The 16,805-nt window shown below is 70.0% G+C and carries 16 protein-coding genes and 1 tRNA gene; 10 read left to right on the forward strand and 7 right to left on the reverse strand.

What is annotated here, in order from left to right:
* Window positions 1–32: 32 nt before the first annotated feature.
* Window positions 33–1,385: an MATE family efflux transporter gene (locus LP52_RS11600; RefSeq protein WP_040273188.1), complete on the reverse strand. Its 1,353-nt coding sequence runs from the start codon at window positions 1,383–1,385 to the stop codon at window positions 33–35.
* Between the two features lie 336 nt (window positions 1,386–1,721).
* Here LP52_RS11600 and LP52_RS11605 point away from each other — a divergent pair, with 336 nt between their 5' ends.
* The 3 genes from LP52_RS11605 to LP52_RS11615 all read left to right on the forward strand — a co-directional run bounded on the left by LP52_RS11605 (window position 1,722) and on the right by LP52_RS11615 (window position 6,242).
* Window positions 1,722–4,916, forward strand: coding sequence for a replicative DNA helicase (locus LP52_RS11605; RefSeq protein ID WP_040273190.1), 3,195 nt, complete (start codon window positions 1,722–1,724; stop codon window positions 4,914–4,916).
* Window positions 4,917–5,133: 217 nt separating this feature from the next.
* Complete coding sequence (locus tag LP52_RS11610) at window positions 5,134–5,667, forward strand: SRPBCC family protein (RefSeq protein WP_040273191.1); 534 nt, start codon at window positions 5,134–5,136, stop codon at window positions 5,665–5,667.
* A gap of 116 nt (window positions 5,668–5,783) precedes the next feature.
* A complete protein-coding gene (locus LP52_RS11615) occupies window positions 5,784–6,242 on the forward strand; it encodes a pyridoxamine 5'-phosphate oxidase family protein (RefSeq protein WP_040273193.1) in 459 nt (152 codons plus the stop codon).
* Window positions 6,243–6,483: 241 nt separating this feature from the next.
* Here the strand turns inward: LP52_RS11615 and LP52_RS11620 are convergent, their stop codons facing one another.
* The 4 genes from LP52_RS11620 to upp form a co-directional block, all read right to left on the reverse strand.
* Entirely contained in the window at window positions 6,484–6,690 is a 207-nt protein-coding gene (locus tag LP52_RS11620) for a hypothetical protein (protein ID WP_040273194.1), read from the reverse strand.
* A gap of 318 nt (window positions 6,691–7,008) precedes the next feature.
* Window positions 7,009–7,527: a PH domain-containing protein gene (locus tag LP52_RS11625; RefSeq protein ID WP_040273195.1), complete on the reverse strand. Its 519-nt coding sequence runs from the start codon at window positions 7,525–7,527 to the stop codon at window positions 7,009–7,011.
* Between the two features lie 335 nt (window positions 7,528–7,862).
* Window positions 7,863–8,084, reverse strand: a complete 222-nt coding sequence (locus tag LP52_RS11630; protein WP_040273196.1) for a hypothetical protein — start codon at window positions 8,082–8,084, stop codon at window positions 7,863–7,865.
* Between the two features lie 511 nt (window positions 8,085–8,595).
* On the reverse strand, window positions 8,596–9,237 hold the full coding sequence (upp, locus tag LP52_RS11635) for a uracil phosphoribosyltransferase (RefSeq protein WP_040273197.1): 642 nt from the start codon (window positions 9,235–9,237) through the stop codon (window positions 8,596–8,598).
* Between the two features lie 322 nt (window positions 9,238–9,559).
* Between upp and LP52_RS11640 the strand changes: the two genes are divergently transcribed.
* From LP52_RS11640 to LP52_RS11655, 4 genes are all read left to right on the forward strand, one after another.
* On the forward strand, window positions 9,560–10,054 hold the full coding sequence (locus tag LP52_RS11640) for a tRNA adenosine deaminase-associated protein (RefSeq protein ID WP_040273233.1): 495 nt from the start codon (window positions 9,560–9,562) through the stop codon (window positions 10,052–10,054).
* 78 nt (window positions 10,055–10,132) lie between these two features.
* The gene (locus tag LP52_RS11645; RefSeq protein ID WP_040273198.1) at window positions 10,133–10,618 is read left to right on the forward strand and encodes a tRNA adenosine deaminase-associated protein; all 486 of its coding nucleotides are present in this window, start codon (window positions 10,133–10,135) and stop codon (window positions 10,616–10,618) included.
* Window positions 10,619–10,644: 26 nt separating this feature from the next.
* Window positions 10,645–11,124, forward strand: coding sequence for a nucleoside deaminase (locus tag LP52_RS11650; protein WP_040273199.1), 480 nt, complete (start codon window positions 10,645–10,647; stop codon window positions 11,122–11,124).
* 10 nt (window positions 11,125–11,134) lie between these two features.
* A tRNA-Ser gene (locus LP52_RS11655) sits at window positions 11,135–11,219 on the forward strand.
* A 399-nt stretch (window positions 11,220–11,618) separates the two neighbouring features.
* On the opposite strand, the gene LP52_RS11660 is transcribed toward LP52_RS11655, so the two are convergent.
* Window positions 11,619–12,425, reverse strand: coding sequence for a nucleotidyltransferase domain-containing protein (locus tag LP52_RS11660; RefSeq protein ID WP_040273201.1), 807 nt, complete (start codon window positions 12,423–12,425; stop codon window positions 11,619–11,621).
* 660 nt (window positions 12,426–13,085) lie between these two features.
* Between LP52_RS11660 and LP52_RS25755 the strand changes: the two genes are divergently transcribed.
* Window positions 13,086–14,030, forward strand: coding sequence for a hypothetical protein (locus LP52_RS25755; RefSeq protein WP_052809739.1), 945 nt, complete (start codon window positions 13,086–13,088; stop codon window positions 14,028–14,030).
* Between the two features lie 124 nt (window positions 14,031–14,154).
* Window positions 14,155–14,832 (forward strand): hypothetical protein, encoded by a 678-nt coding sequence (locus LP52_RS11670; RefSeq protein WP_040273203.1) that lies wholly within the window; start codon window positions 14,155–14,157, stop codon window positions 14,830–14,832.
* A gap of 821 nt (window positions 14,833–15,653) precedes the next feature.
* Here LP52_RS11670 and LP52_RS11675 read toward each other — a convergent pair.
* Window positions 15,654–16,013 (reverse strand): STAS domain-containing protein, encoded by a 360-nt coding sequence (locus LP52_RS11675; protein WP_052809740.1) that lies wholly within the window; start codon window positions 16,011–16,013, stop codon window positions 15,654–15,656.
* A gap of 338 nt (window positions 16,014–16,351) precedes the next feature.
* Here LP52_RS11675 and LP52_RS11680 point away from each other — a divergent pair, with 338 nt between their 5' ends.
* Window positions 16,352–16,792, forward strand: coding sequence for an STAS domain-containing protein (locus LP52_RS11680; RefSeq protein WP_040273204.1), 441 nt, complete (start codon window positions 16,352–16,354; stop codon window positions 16,790–16,792).
* The last annotated feature ends 13 nt before the right edge of the window (window positions 16,793–16,805 follow it).

Consider the following 16,805-nt stretch of genomic DNA (forward strand, 5'->3'; position numbering starts at 1 on the left):
CGCGGGGGCCGCAGCGGACCCGCGGGCAGCGGTCAGGGTCGCGCAGACCCGACCACCAGCCACGCGTCGCCGCGGGCCCGCAGCCCCAGCGTCACTCCGCGGGCGGCCATCCACACGGCGAAGGCGCACCACAGTGCCACCAGGCCGGGGTCGGAGTCTCCGGAGAAGCCGTAGCGGACCGCCGCGGCGCAGGGCAGGAACACCACCATCGTCCAGAAGCTCGCCCACGCCAGGTAGCGCTGATCGCCGGCGCCCATCAGGATGCCGTCGAGCACCATCACGACGCCGCTCAAGGGCTGCATGAGCGCGACCACCACGAGGGCGCCGAGCAGCAGGCGGTGCACCTGCGGGTCGTCGGTGAACAGCAGGGGCGCCCACGGCCGTACCGCGAACACCAGCAGCATGAACAGCAGGCCGGCGAGCACCCCCCATTCGACCATGCGGCGGGTGGCGGCGCGGGCGCCGGCGGCGTCGGAGGCGCCCAGGTAGCGGCCGATGATGGCCTGTCCGGCGATCGCGACGGCGTCCATGGCGAAGACCAGCAACGACCAGATCTGCGTGGCGACCTGGTGTGCGGCGATCTCGGGATCGCCCAGGCGGGCGGCGACCGCGGTGCACACGATCAGCACGACGCGCAGCGACACGGTGCGCACGAACAGCGCGGCCCCGGCGCCGACGGCCGCGCGCAGGCCTTCGGTGCTGGGAGCGGGTGACACGCCGCGGCGGCGCGCGGCGCGCAGCACCACGGCGACGTAGACGGCGGCGCCGGCGCTCTGCGCGGCGACGGTGGCCCAGGCCGAGCCCGCGATCCCCCAGTCCAGTGCGAGCACCAGCAGGGCCGCCAGCCCGATGTTGGCGAGGTTGGTTCCCACCGCGACCGCCAGCGGGGTCGTGGCGTCCTGCAGCCCGCGCAGCACGCCGGTGCCGGCCATGATGATCAACAGGGCGGGTGTGCTGAGCAGGCTGATGCGCAGGTAGGTCAGCGCGTGCGGGGCGACCTCGGGCGAGGCGCCCAGGGCATCCACCAGCCACGGCGCGGCCGGGTAGCCGAGCGCGAGGATGGCCGCACCGATGATCAGCGCCAGCCACAGCCCGTCGATGCCGCTGCGCAGCCCGGCGGCGGCCTCTCCGGCGCCGAAGCGGCGGGCCACGGCCGATGTGGTGCCGTAGGCCAGGAAGATGCACAGGTTGGCCAGCGTCATCAGCACCTGTCCGGCCACGCCCAGGCCGCCCAGCGGCGCCGTGCCCAGGGTGCCCACGATGGCGGTGTCGCTGAGCAGGAACAGCGGCTCGGACACCAGTGCGAAGAAGGTTGGTACGGCCAGCCGGAAGATCTCGCGGTCGTGCGCGTGGCGGAAGGGCGGCGCGGAGAGGAATGCGGGCATGTCCTTGCGACCTTAGCGGACAGGTGTTCGACTGACTGGGCGGGGGTTGTCCACCACTACCGGGAGAGCCTGTGGATAACTTGTGGACAGAGACTGGAGAAATTTCTTTCACGCACAGCCGGTGCACAAGGTATTCGCTGGTCATAGACGATATCGACACACTCGGGCGAAGTTATCCACAGGCGGTGTGCACAAGCTATCCGCAGGATCACCCCAGTCGTCCACAGGATCTCCCCAAGCGTGTCCACAAGCTGCTTTGCGCTGCGGGTCCCGCAGTAGCGAGAATCCAAGCTCGGGCATGCACGTCATGCCGATCGTGAAGCAGGGGGAATCCACGTGAGCGTCGCCGAACACCCGCCGGACGACACCGGCACCGGATTCGAGCGCACACCGCCGCACGACATCATGGCCGAGCAGAGTGTGCTGGGGGGCATGCTGCTGTCCAAGGAGGCCATCACCCAGGTCGTCGAAATCGTGCGGTCCGCCGACTTCTACCGCCCGGCCCACCAGACCGTCTTCGACGTGACCGTCGACCTGTTCTCCCGCGGCGAGCCCGTCGACGCCATCTCGGTCAACGCCGAACTCACCAAGCGCGGTGAGATCGCCCGGGTCGGGGGCGCGCCCTACCTGCACACACTCACCGAGGCCATCCCGACCGCAGCCAACGCCGGCTACTACGCGCGCATCGTCTCCGACCGCGCGGTGCTGCGCCGCCTCGTCGAGGTCGGCACGCGCATCGCCCAGATCGGCTACTCCGGCGACGGCGAGGTCGACGACCTGGTCGATCATGCTCAGGCGGAGATCCATCGCGTCGCCGAGAAGCGCACCGGCGAGGACTACCTGCCGCTGAGCGACATCATGCCGGGGGCCCTGGACGAGATCGAGGCGATCTCCGCCCACGACGGCTCGATGACCGGCGTGCCCACCGGGTTCACCGACTTCGACCAGCTCTCCAACGGGCTGCACCCGGGCCAGATGATCATCATCGCCGCGCGTCCGGCCGTGGGCAAGGCGCTCGCGCTGGACACCCCGCTGCCCACGCCCCGCGGCTGGACCACCATGGGCGACGTCGGCGTGGGGGAGGAGCTGGTGGCCGCCGACGGCACGCCCACGCGGGTGGTCGCCGCCACCGAGGTGATGCGCGGGCGGCCCTGCTACGAACTGGAGTTCGCCGACGGCACCGTGGTGGTCGCCGACGCCCAGCACCAGTGGCCCACCCTGGGACACGCAGCGGGACCCCCGGTGCACGGTCTGGCCACGACAGGAGAGCTCGCCGCAGCGCTGGAGTACGCGCCCGCCGGCGCCGCGCCGGCCGGTATCGCGATCTCCGCCCCCAGGGCGAGGGGATCCGTCGCGAGTCCGGGGGGCGGCCTGGCGGCGGCCACCCGCGCACCGGGCGCGACGGCCCTGCTCGATCCCCAGCCTGTGGACAACGCAAGCGCGAGTCCTTCCCGACGGCATCGCCTCGTCGCCGCCCGGAGGGTGGACAGCGTTCCGGTGCGCTGTGTCCAGGTCGCCCACCCCGACCACCTGTACCTGGCGACCCGGGCGCGGATCCCTACCCACAACTCGACTCTCGCTCTGGACTTCGCGCGGGCGGCCTCGATCAAGAACCAGTTGACCAGTGTGTTCTTCAGCCTGGAGATGGGCCGCAACGAGATCGTCATGCGCCTGCTCTCCGCCGAGGCGCGGGTGCCGCTGCACACGATGCGCTCGGGGCTGATGACCGACGACGACTGGGCGCGCCTGGCCCGCCGCATGGGCGAGGTCGCCAGCGCGCCGCTGTTCATCGACGACTCGCCGAACCTGTCGATGATGGAGATCCGCGCGAAGTGCCGGCGTCTCAAGCAGCAGCACGACCTCAAGCTGATCGTCGTGGACTACCTGCAGCTGATGAGCTCGGCCGGCCGCGTGGAGAGCCGCCAGCAGGAGGTCTCGGAGATGTCGCGGTCGCTGAAGCTGCTGGCCAAGGAGCTGGACGTCCCCGTGGTCGCCCTGTCCCAGCTCAACCGCGGCCCAGAGCAGAGAACGGACAAGAAACCCCAGGTCAGCGACCTTCGTGAGTCGGGTTGCCTGACCGCTGACACTCGGATCCTGCGTGCCGACACGGGAGCCGAGACCACCATCGGCGCGCTTTACGCGTCAGGCGCCCGCGACGTTTCGGTCTGGTCCCTCGACGAAACGCTGCGGCTCGTTCCTCAGACGATGACACGGGTGTTCCATAGCGGTACGAAGCAGACCTTCCGCTTGCGCATGACTTCGGGGCGGGAAGTCACGGCTTCGGGCAACCACCCGTTCCTGACCTACGACGGATGGAAGCGGCTGGATCAGCTCACCCCGGGAGACCGGCTGTCCGTGCCCCGGCATGTCCCCGAACCCGAGCGGGTATGCGCGTGGCCCGATGCGGAGGTCGTGCTTCTGGCGCACCTCATCGGGGACGGTTCGTTCGGGCGGCGCCGACCTGTCCGGTACGCGTCGATGGACGAGGAGAATCTGCGGGCTGTCACGCGCGCGGCCGCTCACTTCGGCGTGACTCCCGTGCGCGACGAGCACGTGAGCGCGCGCGTGACGACATTGCGCCTGCCGGCGCCCTACCGCTTGAGTCGCGGAATGCGGAACCCTGTAGCGCAGTGGCTGGAGGGTCTCGGCCTCTTCGGCCTGCGCAGCGATGAGAAGTTCGTACCGGAGGGAGTGTGGAGTCTGCCCAGGGAAAAGGTCGCCCTGTTCCTGCACCACCTCTGGGCGACGGAGGGCTGCGTGCGCTGGGACGAGGAGGCTGGGCAGGCCCGGACCCACTACTCGTCGGCGAGTCGGCGGCTCGTGGACGACGTCTCTCGCCTGCTGCTGCGCTTCGGGATCATGACGCGCATCCGAACCGTCACCACGGCGGGGTATCGACCCGGCTACCACCTGGTGGTCTACGGAGCGGACTCCCAGAGGCGCTTTCTGGAGGAGATCGGGGTCCACGGCGAGCGTGGGAAGCAGGCGCGTCTGTGCCTGGAGCGGCTGAGCGGAACGCAGGCCGGCACGAACCTCGATACGGTCCCTGCGCAGGTATGGGACCGGGTGCGGACGGCCCTGTCCGAGCGTGAAACGAGGCACCGGGAGCACGCGGCGCAGACGGAGACGCAGTCCCGCGGGAGCACTCTGACGAAGACGGCGCCGAGTCGTGCCCGGTTGCGACGGGTGGCCACGGTCCTGGGAGACGCGGAACTCGAGATGCTGGCCACCAACGACGTCTTCTGGGACGAGATCGCCGAGATCGAGCCGCTCGGCGAGCAGGAGGTCTTCGATGCCACGGTCGCGGGAACGCACAATTTCGTGGCCGACGGGATCAACGTCCACAACAGCATCGAGCAGGACGCCGACATGGTCGTCCTGCTCTACCGCGAGGACGCGCACGACAAGGAGTCCCCGCGCGCCGGCGAGGCCGACATCATCGTGGCCAAGCACCGCAACGGGCCCACGGCGACGGTCACCGTCGCGTTCCAGGGCCACTACAGTCGCTTCGTCGACATGGCTCCGGGGTGACAGGTCGACACGGCCGGTGCAGCGGGGGCGGTGCCCCGCTCGTCGGTCGGTGCCTTCGCACCCCGGTTTCGGTCATGCTCAGAGCCGACGACTGAGGGGCCGATTTGTCGACAAAACGATGTGCGAGCACGGCGATTCGCCGGGGGCGGCGACCACCTGCCCGGCGCTTCGGGCAAACTGGCCTTCGATGCGGAACCGCGGCGGAGGAGGGAGCGGCATGCGTTTCGCGGACGGGCCGCAGACGGAGTGCGCAACGCGGATCGCGGCTTCGGCGGCGCGGGTCTGGGAGCTGGTCACCGACGTCGCGTTGCCGGCGGAGTACAGCCCCGAGCTGATGGGGGCGGAGTGGCTCACCGCGGACGGGGTTCCGGCCCTGGGGGCGCGGTTCGCCGGGTACAACCGCAATCGCCACCTCGGCGAGTGGCGGACCGTCGCCGAAGTGGTCGAGTTCGTCACCGAGCGCGCCTTCGGCTGGGCGGTCCTCGACGTCGACGGACGCTTCGGCCCGCCCGCTGACGATCCCGAGCGCCCGGTGGCGGTGTGGCGCTACTCGCTCGAACCCCAGGACGGCGGCATTCTGCTGCGGCAGTCGGTGCGGCTGGGGCCGGGCCGCTCCGGGCTCACCGCCGCGATCGAGCGCATGCCCGATCTCGAAGAGCAGCTGGTCGTCGGCCGCCTCGACGAGCTCCGTGCCGGTATGGAGACCACCCTGCGCGGCATCAGGTCCCGCGCCGAGACAGGAACCGGATAGCGCTCGCATCGCGTGGAGATCGCCCCCTATAGCGCTCCGATGAGGCAAGGTCGCTCCCGCAAGCCCGTCACGAACCGGCGGCACGCGGAGTGCCGCTTGCGAACGCGAGGTGCACTATGGCTCCCCTGTCCGTCGGCGAGCGCCAAGAGTTCCTGGCCCAGCCGCACGTAGCGGCGTTCTCCGTCAGCGCCGGCGAGGGCCGCGGCCCGCTCACCGTCCCGATCTGGTACGCCTATGAGCCGGGGGAGGACCCGTGGATCATCACCGGTCGGCGGTCGCGCAAGGGCCGGCTCCTCGACGAGCACGGACGGTTCTGCCTGATGGTGGAGTCCGTGCAGCCGCGGGTGCGCTACGTGTCCGTCGAAGGTCCGGCCGAGCGGCATCCGTTGACTGAGGCGCAGCTGCGCGCCATGACCGAGCGGTACATGCTCCCGGAGGCCGTCGAGGACTACTTCGCGGCGGCGTGGGAGGCCCGCACCGAGCTCGACGACGCGGTCTACGTGCTGAGGCCGCAGCGGTGGCTGTCGGCGGACCTCTCCGACCACGGCGGTACGAGTGGTCACCGGGTGCTGTAGCGCGCCTGAACCGGCGGTGCGGCGCCCGGCCGGGCTTGCCGTGGCGTGGCGGCGGCCCGGGGGCGCCCGGTGGCCGGGACGGTTCATCGACACGTCGCCGTACCCGCAGATCGACGCCCGGACCTCGTTCCCGACCGGCGCCGCGAGGGGGCGCCACGACAGCCGAGTCCGATAGGGCGAACGCCGAGGGCCGGCCGCGTTCGTGCGGCCGGCCCTCGGCGGATTCGAAAAGCGCGGCGTCTCAGCTCCAGCGCGCCTCCGGGCGTGTGCGCCCGCTGTCGTCGGTCACCAGCACCCAGCTCAGCAGCGGCCGATCGGAGGCGACGGCCTCCGCGGTCTCGCGCGGCTGCGGTGCAGCGGGCGCCGGGGCGGTGGCCTTGCGCCGCGCCGCGGTGCGCGGGCGGCGGCGTGTCGTCTTCTGCGGCGCCGGGATCACCGGTCGGTTCATTTCGGCACCCCTTTGTTCGCCTTAGTGAAGACTAAAGTTAACTCCTTGTTCACCGAGAAGTCAATCCGCGCGCCCCGCGCGTCCCGGTGGTCCCGAGGTCCCAGGAGGGTTCAGCTGGAGTGGCGCCACTTAGGTGAACGGAAGGTGAACAAAGGGAACGCCCCGCCGAACGGGCGCCCGCGTGGGGAGATGCGGCGCAGCCCGCGGGGGTGACGGCAAACGGCGAGGGCCCGGCCTGCGCGGCCGGGCCCTCGCCGTTCGTCGTGGACGGACACTGGTCATCGGGTCGCAGCGGTGCGGATCGACCCGGCCGGTGCCCTACTCGTTGGGATCTTTGAAGATCAGTCCGACGACCTCCAGGTAGAGCTGCTCGGGGTAGGGCACGAAGAGGATCCGGCTCAGGGCCTGGTCCTGGCCCGCCGACTCCATGACGAAGGTGCCGTACCCGAGGAAGCGCCCCAGGATCGAGCGCTCGAAGCGCATGTCGGTGACCTTGCCCAGCGGCATCATGTTCACCTGGCGGGTGATGAGCCCTTGGGTCAGCAGCAAGCGCTGCGACGTGATGACGAAATAGTCCACCGACCACTCGGCGACGCGCCAGACGAACCAGACCAGGATCAGCAGCCACACCCACCAGATGACCGCCAGCGCGGCCGCACTGCCCGCGATGGGGGTGTTGCTGAGAATGCCCGCGAAGATCAGCGCCCCGAGCACTGCGGCGACGGGGCCGATCAGCACCGCGGGATGCCGCCGGATGGTGACGACGTCCTGTTCGTAGGGCAGTAGATAGCGGTTGACCGATGCCGGCGCCCGGTTCGGCGGTGCGACGAGCCTCATGGCCGGTTGACCCCTATGCGCTCAGGGTGTTCACGAATCGAGACAGTGATTCGGCGGCCGACATGAGTCCTCCGACGCCAGTCTGGATGACTCCGGCAGCGCTTTCCGGTTGTGTGAGTAGATAGAACGCGACGAAAGCGATGAGGGCGTACCCCAGCCACTTCTTCAACCTCGCCATGTGACCGACTCCCCACGAATGCTGATGACCCACTGACCCAAGGTGATTGTTACACCGACATACGGGCCCGTAAAGCCAGATGACCGTTACCGGCGTGGCGTTCCGCCGGGGCGCTGTGGTGCCGGTCACCCCTGGGTCGACGGCGTCGGCGGGGCGGTCAGCGGCGTTCGGCGAAGGCGAGAGCGAGGACCTGCAGGTGCTGGCGCGCGATGCGTTCCACGAGTTCGGGAGTGCCCCGGCCGGTGACGTCGAGAGCGCCCTGGCGTGCCGCGTCCACACATCGCGTGACGGTGGCGGCGTCGTGGACACCGGTGAACTCGTTGTTCAGCCGGTCGACGACGGGGGAGAGGTCGCTCGGCGTAGTGGTCTTCTCGGGCATCTCACTCCTTCGAGGGAAAAGGGTGACCAGTTGCGCTGTGTACCCGCAAGCAGGCGCTTCGTAACCGCCCTCGGGGCCAGTTTAGGGGTCGGGCATAGGGCCGATGGCGTTCAGTGTGCGGAGATGGGGGGCGCGAGGGGGAGTGTTCGGCTGTGGTCAGGTCGGTCGGCCGGAGGCGACTGTGCACCATGATCGGCCTTATGTGTCACGACTCCGTCTCAGTCTGAATTCGGCCTACGCAAATCGATATGTCCTGCGTGCTCAGAACACGTCCTAGGCAGAACGCCGAAGGGCGGCTCAGCACTCTGGCGTCGTTCCCTGATTTCGGACGTCCAATCATCATGATCCAGATTGATACAAAAAGGTCTTACGGTGTCCTGTTCTTACTGTTCGGCGGCGACGCCCGCAGCGACCGGCGGGTGTCGCCGCCGAACAGGCGCCGCAACAACCGCCGTCATCGGGTCGGATGCCCGCAACCCCGCTCAGGTTCGGACGGATTCGTACGGCAGGTTCAGACCGATCCGTAAAGCCGGTCGCCGGCGTCGCCCAACCCCGGCAGGATGAAGCCCTTGTCGTTGAGCCGTTCGTCGACGGCCGCGGTGACCACCCGCAGAGTCGCGTCGGTCTGCTCGCCCAGGTTCTCGGTCAGGGTCTGCAGCCCTTCGGGGGCGGCCAGGAGGCAGATGGCGGTGACGTGGTCGGCGCCGCGCTCGATAAGCAGGCGCAGGGCGGCGGCGAGCGTGCCGCCGGTGGCCAGCATCGGGTCGAGCACGTAGCACTGCCGGCCGGAGAGGTCGTTGGGCAGCCGGTCGGCGTAGGTGGCGGGCCGCAGGGTCTCCTCGTCGCGGGCCATGCCCAGGAAGCCGACCTTGGCGGTGGGCAGCAGCCGCGTCATCCCGTCGAGCATGCCCAGTCCCGCCCGCAGGATCGGGACCACCAGCGGCGTGGGCCGGGTCAGCTGAGTTCCGGTCATGGGCGTCAGCGGCGTGTCCACGTCCACCTCGGCCACGCGAACGTCGCGGGTCGCCTCGTAGGCGAGCAGCGTCACGAGTTCGTCGGTCAGTCGGCGGAACGTGGGCGAATCGGTGTTCACGTCGCGCAGCGTGGTGAGCTTGTGTGCGACGAGCGGGTGGTCCACGACCAGGGTTTCCATTGAACACTCCGGTTGAGCTGGGCAAACGATGGGAAATCGGCGTCCGAGTCTAACCCTGCTCAAGCGGCCCGCTGCCTGTGTACAGCCGGGGATTCGGCGGTCGCGGCGACCACGGGAAGCAACCGTAAACAGATCAGGTGCGCCGTAGTGTTCTGCTGGGCGCCGGGTGTCCGATGTAATAGGGGGTGTGAGTGCCGACTTCTACCACGAGGCAGATTCCCTCTGGGGAAACCGGGTCGCGGGCGACCGCGACCGCTACGATGACGCCGCACCGGACGATCTGCGATCCTGGCCCGATCACAGCCGGGCTGGTGGGGTGACGATGACGGAACTCGACGAGGACGACGGCGGCGACTTCGCGGCCGTGGCCTACCGCGAGGAGGATTTCTGGGATCTCTACCTGCTCCCGGTCGCCCTCACTCAGGACTTCAAGGGCCTGCTGCACGCACTGCGGCAGCAGCCCAGCATCAGCGGGTCCATCGGCATGCTGTCCATCGGCGACGACTTCTTCGTCATCGTGCGGGTCTACGGCGACGATGTGAGCGTGTTCCTCTCCGACGTCACGGCCTCGGTGGACTGGCAGGTCGCACGCGACGTGCTGGAGTACCTCGACATCTCCGTGCCCGATGACGAGGACCTGGACCAGGTGCTGCCCGCCGGCGACATGTCGGTGCTCGCGGACCTGGGCCTGGACGAGATGGAGCTGGGCGCCCTCGCCGGCGACCTCGACCTCTATCCTGACGAGGTCCTGGCCAGCATCGCCGAGCGCGTCGGATTCCACCAGGCGTTTCAGCGTGCTGTGGACTCGATGGGGTAAGGACCCCAGGATCGATGATTGGGGCAGGCAGGCCCCCGGCAGGTCCGGCGCCCGCGAGAGAGGACGGGAGAGCTTTCGGTGTCGATCTTCTCAGCGGTCTTCTGCCGCGCCGCCGATGCGTGGACGGGAGCGGAGACGGAGCTCGACGACGCGACGACCATCGACGACGTCGCCGACGTCATGCGAGACGCCTGCGGTGCCGCAGCCGAAGGCACGATGGTCCTGGTGATGGAGGCCGACGACGAGTGGTTCGCCATCGTCCGCGTCGACGACCACTCCGATCCCCGGGTGTTCCTCTCCGACGTCCGGGTCGTACATGAGAACCCCGTGGCGGCGCTGCTGCTGGACAGCGGCGAGATCGACGCGCCGGAAGAGGGCGAGGGGTCCGGACAGAAGCCCTATCCCCAGCCCGGCGGCGACTTCCGCCTGCTCGACGACCTCGGCACGCCGGCGAGCGACCTGGTCTCGCTGACCACCAGTGAAGGACTGCTGCCGGGGGACGTCCTCGCCGACGTCGCCGAACGCGCGGGATTCGGCGACCCCTTGGAAGCGCTGCGGCTGTGAGCGGAACCGGGAGCGATCCGGCTCCCATGGACCGCGCGCGGGTCGACACCGTGCTGCGCCTGGCGCTGGAGGAGAGCCTCCACACCGCCGACAGCGGCGACGTCCCCGTGGGGGCGGTCGTCGTGGGCCCCTCGGACGAGGTGATCGGCACCGGCCGCAACGAACGCGAAGCCGGCGGCGACCCCACGGCCCACGCCGAGGTCCTCGCCCTGCGGGCCGCCGCCCGCCGACGCGGCGAGTGGCGCCTGAGCGGCTGCACGCTGGCGGTCACCCTGGAACCGTGCACGATGTGCGCCGGAGCCCTGGTGCAGGCCCGCGTGGACCGCCTGGTCTACGGAGCCCGAGACCCCAAGGCGGGAGCGGTCGGATCCCTGTGGGACGTCGTCCGCGATCCCCGCCTCAACCACCGCCCCGAGGTGGTCCCGCCCGACCTCGTCTCCCCGGACCTGGCCGAGCGGTGCGGAGCGGTCCTCACCGAGTTCTTCTCACTCCGCCGTATCCGGTAGAGTACCCAGCGGTGGAGTCGCCTAGTGGCCGAGGGCGCTCGCCTCGAAAGCGAGTGAAGGGCAACCTTCCGTGGGTTCGAATCCCACCTCCACCGCCGAAGGCCGCCGTCTGCGCAGGTAGACGGAAGGCCGACCGGAGTCGCGAAGCCGACCGCGCCGGTGCGTCGCACGTTCAGTGCACACTCGCCGGGGCGGTCGGCTTTTCGCTTGCTCGGGCGGCGATCCGGACGCGGTGCGCGTCCACGGCGTCGGCCACCTCGTCGAGCCGGTCCGGAAACAGTGGCGTCAGCCCGTACGGCGCCCAACGGAGTCCCCTCCGGGCCCTACGAGCTCGAGGGCTGCGCGTGCACAAGCCTGTTGAGGCGCGCAGCGCCCGCCATCTTCAACGATGCGTCATCGGACACGCCCGTGAGGACCCGGGGTTCCGGTACGCAACCCCCGGGAGCCGCCATGCAGGTACTCCTCAAGATCAACCGTCGAGGAGCGGGGCCGAACTACGGGTGAGACGTCTTCTCACCGTGCACCGCGGTGTACTCGGCGGCAAGCCAAGGCCCCAGGTCATCGATGAGCATACTGATCACCTCGGGATCGGTCGTGGGGGTGCGGGCTGTGGCGGCGGCGATCTGCATCTGTCGCCCACGCTCCGGGTAATAGCGACCGAACAGGGCCGCCGAACGGTGGAGGTCGCTGGTCCAGCCGCCCCAGGCCGGCATGATCAGGGTGAATCCCGTGCGGACGATGCGCCGGGCAACGGTGCGGGCCAGCGCGATCCGTGCGTCGGCGGTGGTGGTTTCGGCGGCGCGCGCGCTCCAGCGCATGAGCATGGCAGCGAGGTCGCCGTTGGTGTCGCGGGCGAGCAGGCTGGTCGGGCGGTAACGCGGCAAGTACTGGGCGAGGTCTTCGCCGAGCAGCGGCGTGCATAGGCACGCGACGAAAAAGCCGCCGTCGTGGCGTTCGTGTTCGCTGAGCAGAGATCGCTTGCTGTCCAGCAGGATCCCGGCCCCGTGAATCTGGGGAAAGCCGCGATCGAGTTCGGTCTCGATCGCCCTCGCTGCCGCGAGATCGGCGTCGGTAGGCTCGTCGTGAAGAGCGATCAGCATATCGAGATCAGAGATACCGGGTATCGCGCTGCCGCGGGGAATGCTGCCGTAGAGATAGACACTGTGGAGCCGGTCGCCGGCGAGCGCTGCGACGGTACGAGCCTGAGCGGCGGAGACGACAGGTGCGAACGCTGCAGGCACTCGGTCCCGAGCGCCTTCCCGCGCAATCGTGCCGTCCGCAGCGAGTCCCCGATCGTCCATAGGGTCACTCTGGTCGGGGGTGTACCGTACTGTCACCTGAATTCTGCGAGCTTCGCGTTCCGGGGTCTCGGCCTTCCGGCATCGAACGGTCCAACGGTCGTCGTTGCCGAACTGCGCGATGTGAGGTCAAGGCGACGGCGCGGAGCGCCGTCGGCCCGGCTTGCCGCCCGCCGCTCGGGCTGCGGGCCGGCGCCCGCCGAGCACGCCGTCGGCCGCAGGATCGCGGGGACCGCGCGTCCCCTGGATCTCAGCGCCCTCGGGATCGCGCCGTCGCGTGGGATCCGGCCTTCTCGGTTCCGAGGTCGGCCCATGCTCGGGAGGGAGAAGGGCATGTCCCCCAAGTTCGTCAGCGTCCAGTCGGCCTGTCGGGGGTGCTCAGTCCGACGTGTCGATGTGCGTACCGATCGAGCGCCTGCTCAACGACCCGAGCGCACTGCGGGCACGCGGCGATGACGGGACATGTATGGGCTGGGGAATGGATCCGGCGGGAAGCCGTGGTGATCGGCTGCGGGGCATAGCCACTCAGCAAACGCCTTCACCCCGGGAAAGACCGCAGGCGAGTCGGGGGCCGGCTCTTCGTCTGTGCGGCGATCGGCGGCGGAAGGGGCCGTGATGCCTGCTTTCGAAGGTCGGCGGCGACGGAGGCACTCCACGGATTCCGTGACTGCAGGGTTCGTCGATGCCGCAGTCGACGGGGGCGTCGATGCCGAGATCGAGCGTATCGGCGCCGCGGTCGGTGGCCTCGTCGCGCACGACGGCCGCCACGGAGCCGACGGAATCGCGCCGGTCGCGGTACGGCTCTGGCGGAGGGCGCAGCGGCGGCTGGACGGCGGTCACGTGCCCGGGGCGCGCCGGAACGATTACCGGGCCGCCGTAGCCGAAACCGCCGAACTCGCCGGATGGCTGCTCTTCGACGCCGACGACCAGCGAGCCTCCCGCAACGCCACCGTCCACGCCCGCATGCTGGCGCGCCAGGCCGGTGACCGGTCGATGGAGCGCTTCGCACTGACCAATCTCGCGATGCAGGACGTGGAGATCGGACGGCCCGGGGAGGCGCTGCACATCGCCGACGCGCTGCTGTCGCAACCGCGGATCCCGCCGCGCATCGCCTTGCTGGCGCGCATCCGCCGGGCTCGCGCGCTCGCCGACCTGGGCTGCGGGCCGCGCGCCGCGGACGATCTCCGCGTCGCCCGGGCGGCGTTGGAGGACTCCCTCTCGTCCCGCGACCCCGCATGGACGTGGTGGGTCGACGAGTGCGAGGTCGGGGCGCACGAGGGAGCGGTCTTGCTGGCTCTCGGCGACGCCGCCGAGGCGGCGGCCAGGCTGGAGGACGCGGCGTACCTCGCGGCGTCGCGCTCCGACGCCCGGGGGAGCCTGTACTTCCAGGTGTCGCTCGTCCAGTCCTACGCCGATGCGCGGGCATGGCGGGAGTGCGAAGACACCCTGACCGCGGTTCCCGCGACGCTGGAGACGGTGGTCTCCGGCCGCAATCGGCGCCGGCTGCGTGCGGCGATGCGCGGCGTCCTGAGGGACGAGCGCAGCCCGCGGTGGCTCAGGCACACCGTCCACGACGTCGCGAAGGCGACCGGGAACGGGCCGACGTAGATCGGGGGCGCTTCGGCCCTGCCGAACGCCACGGGTACGGCCGGACGCGGCGCCGGGAAGGCCGGGCCGGGATCCGGGACGAACGTTACGATCGCTGCGCCATCCCCCACACGAGGAGACGCTCGTGCCTCCCGGCGCCGATATACCTGATCCGATCCGCGCCTACCTGCTGGACCGCCTGCTCGTCTCCCGCTGGACGAGGCCGACAGCCTGGTGTATCGCGACGGGGCTGATGACGGCGCCTGTCCTGGCAGCGTTCATCGGCTGGAGGCTCGCCGCCGAGTCCTCCGCTACCGTGCTCAGTACGCATCCGTGGATCGCGGGCTCGGTTCTCAGCGGAGTGGTGACTGCTTTCATTCTCGCCGTCTGCGTCCCCATCTCCAGGTACGAGAGCGCAGAAGCGGGCCTCTCCGCTGCGCGCCCGCCCCGGCCCTGGCAGGCGCGTGCGGCGCGGCTCGCGCTGCGGCGCGGGGAACTCTCCGGCGACGCCGAGGCGAACCGGATCGCCGCGGCCATGGCGCGTAGGAACGCGGACCGGCCGTTCCGCCCGTGGCGGCTCCGGACGCTCCTTCTCGGGATGGCGACGCTTCCGGCCCTCGCGTTCACCTTCGCCGTGCTCGACGGGGACATGGCGGAGATGCTCCTCTGCGGCGCCCAGACCGTCCTGTTCGTCGTCATGGGCACGATAGGCCTGTCCGCGGAGAACCGGGCGCGAATCCGTCGCCGACGCCTCCTCGCTCTGCAAGCCGCCGAGGCCTGGTGCGCCCACGTCGACACGGACGCGCTCCACAGGGGGCTGTGAACGACAGCGGCCACGTGCCGGACGCGCCCTCACCCGGCCCCCTTGTCGGCACGCAGGCACGTCCTTCCGGGGCTCGGATCGAACGCATCCGGATACGGCGGTCGAGCCGCCCGGTCCGCCGGGGACGGGTCCTCATCGGAGGCCGGGCCGCACTCGGCGTCGGGGAGGGCGGCGACGCCGAGGCGAACCGGACGGCCGTCGGCCTGACGCGCGGCCGCCTGCGTCGTCTGTCGGTCCGTCCGCGCTGCGCGGCGGCCCCGGTCGCGGGCCTCGCGCTCGCGGCTTCGCCGGGATTCGTCGCAGCGGTCGCAGCGCTGGGGAACGGAGGTTCTCCGTGTGGTTCGGGCTTTCGACGGGATCGAACGCCCATGTCGGCCGTTGCGCGCCAACGCAACGAAACGCCTGTGCGCCTCTTCCGCAAACGAATCGTAGCGCTGTAGCCCACGTGGTCGGCGGGTCCGGCGAGGCCGGCCGCTGACGAATTCCTCCGGCGGACTTCGCTTCGCCTTCGCCGTCGTCGTGTCCGCAGCGGGGGCCTCGGCAGGTGGAGCCGCGTCGTGGCGGTCGAAGGACGGCCCGCCTACGGCGTAGACGGTCCTGGTCCGGGCGCGCCGTTTTCGCCTACGCCCTGGCGTACGTCCCGACGCCTGTCCCGATCCGCGAGGGCCCCGAACGGTTTCCGCCATGTCGGCCCATCCCTTTCCGAGGGAGGACGCGGCCGAATTCCAGAGTCGGGAGTCGGCCGAAATCGGCGATTCCGCGGTCTCCGTGCAATGACGCAGCGGGCCCGCTCGCAGAAGCGGGCCCGCGGCCGTTCGGTCTCAGGCCGACGCAGAAGGACTGTGGGAAAGGGACTCCTCCACGCTCGCGTGGATCGGTACCAGCTTGGCGATTCCGCAGATCTCCAGCACTCGCCGCACGTTGCGGTTCGGTGCGGCGACGCGGATCTGCTTTCCGTGTTCGAGGGCGCGCCGGCGGACGCTGAGCAGTGCGTGCACGCCGGAGGAGTCGCAGAAGGTCGTCTCGGTCATGTCCACGACGAGGACGCCGGCTGCCGCGTCGAGCAGTCCGGCCATGCGCTGCACCAGCGCGTCGCGATTGTGGATGTCGATCTCGGCTGGCATCGCGGCGACGGTGGGCCGGTCCGCAGGGCGGACCGGCTGGGAGGCGGCTGTACGCATAAGACTTCGTCCTTTGGGACCCAAGGCTGCGAGGTGGCCCTTGGCCGGACCGGGAGTCCTCGGCGGTCTCCACCATGTCTACCAACGGCATTGTCAATGCCGGGCAAATCGTAGTTATGTATCCGCCATTTTGCGCATGTCAGACATAGCCCTCATTCTGAAGCCGTATCGGGCCGCATGATTTCTACGTTTGCGGCGTGGAGCCGAGGGGCAGCGAAATGGGTGGGTCCGGAGGCGCGGCCCGAGGGTGCCCCCAGATCACCGATCAGGTGAGTGCGGGGACATCCGTGCACGCGGAGGTCCCGTAAGGAGGGGACCGGGCTTCCGGTCAGATGATTATGAAGCAACCTACGCAGATCGTCGCAAAGATCGACTACATCGGGGGCGGCGCCGTCGTCACAGTGCCGCAGAGCATCGAGCCCTGGCACACCCGCTGCTTGCGCGAGCAGATGCTGTGGCTGCTCAACGAGCGCATCAGCGAGGTCGTGATCGACTTCACCTCCACCGTCTCCTGCACGGACGACATGTGTGAGGTGCTGGAGCGCATCTACACCCGCACCAGAGCGCGCGGAATCAAGCTTTCGCTGGTGCTGGAGCACGATTCGCCCGCCGCGCGGGCCTTGCACGCGTCCGGTCTGACGCGGCTGCTGCACACGCACACCGACCGCGCCGAAGCCGAGCGCGGGCTGCTGGAACGCTCCGCGGAGAGGCGCAGGTGGCGCGCCTCGGGAGCGGTGCCCTCGCAGCGCGGACGCGGTCCGATCGCCCACACGCTCTGACCGCCTCGGCACG

Source organism: Streptomonospora alba (assembly GCF_000826685.1).
GTDB lineage: Bacteria > Actinomycetota > Actinomycetes > Streptosporangiales > Streptosporangiaceae > Streptomonospora > Streptomonospora alba.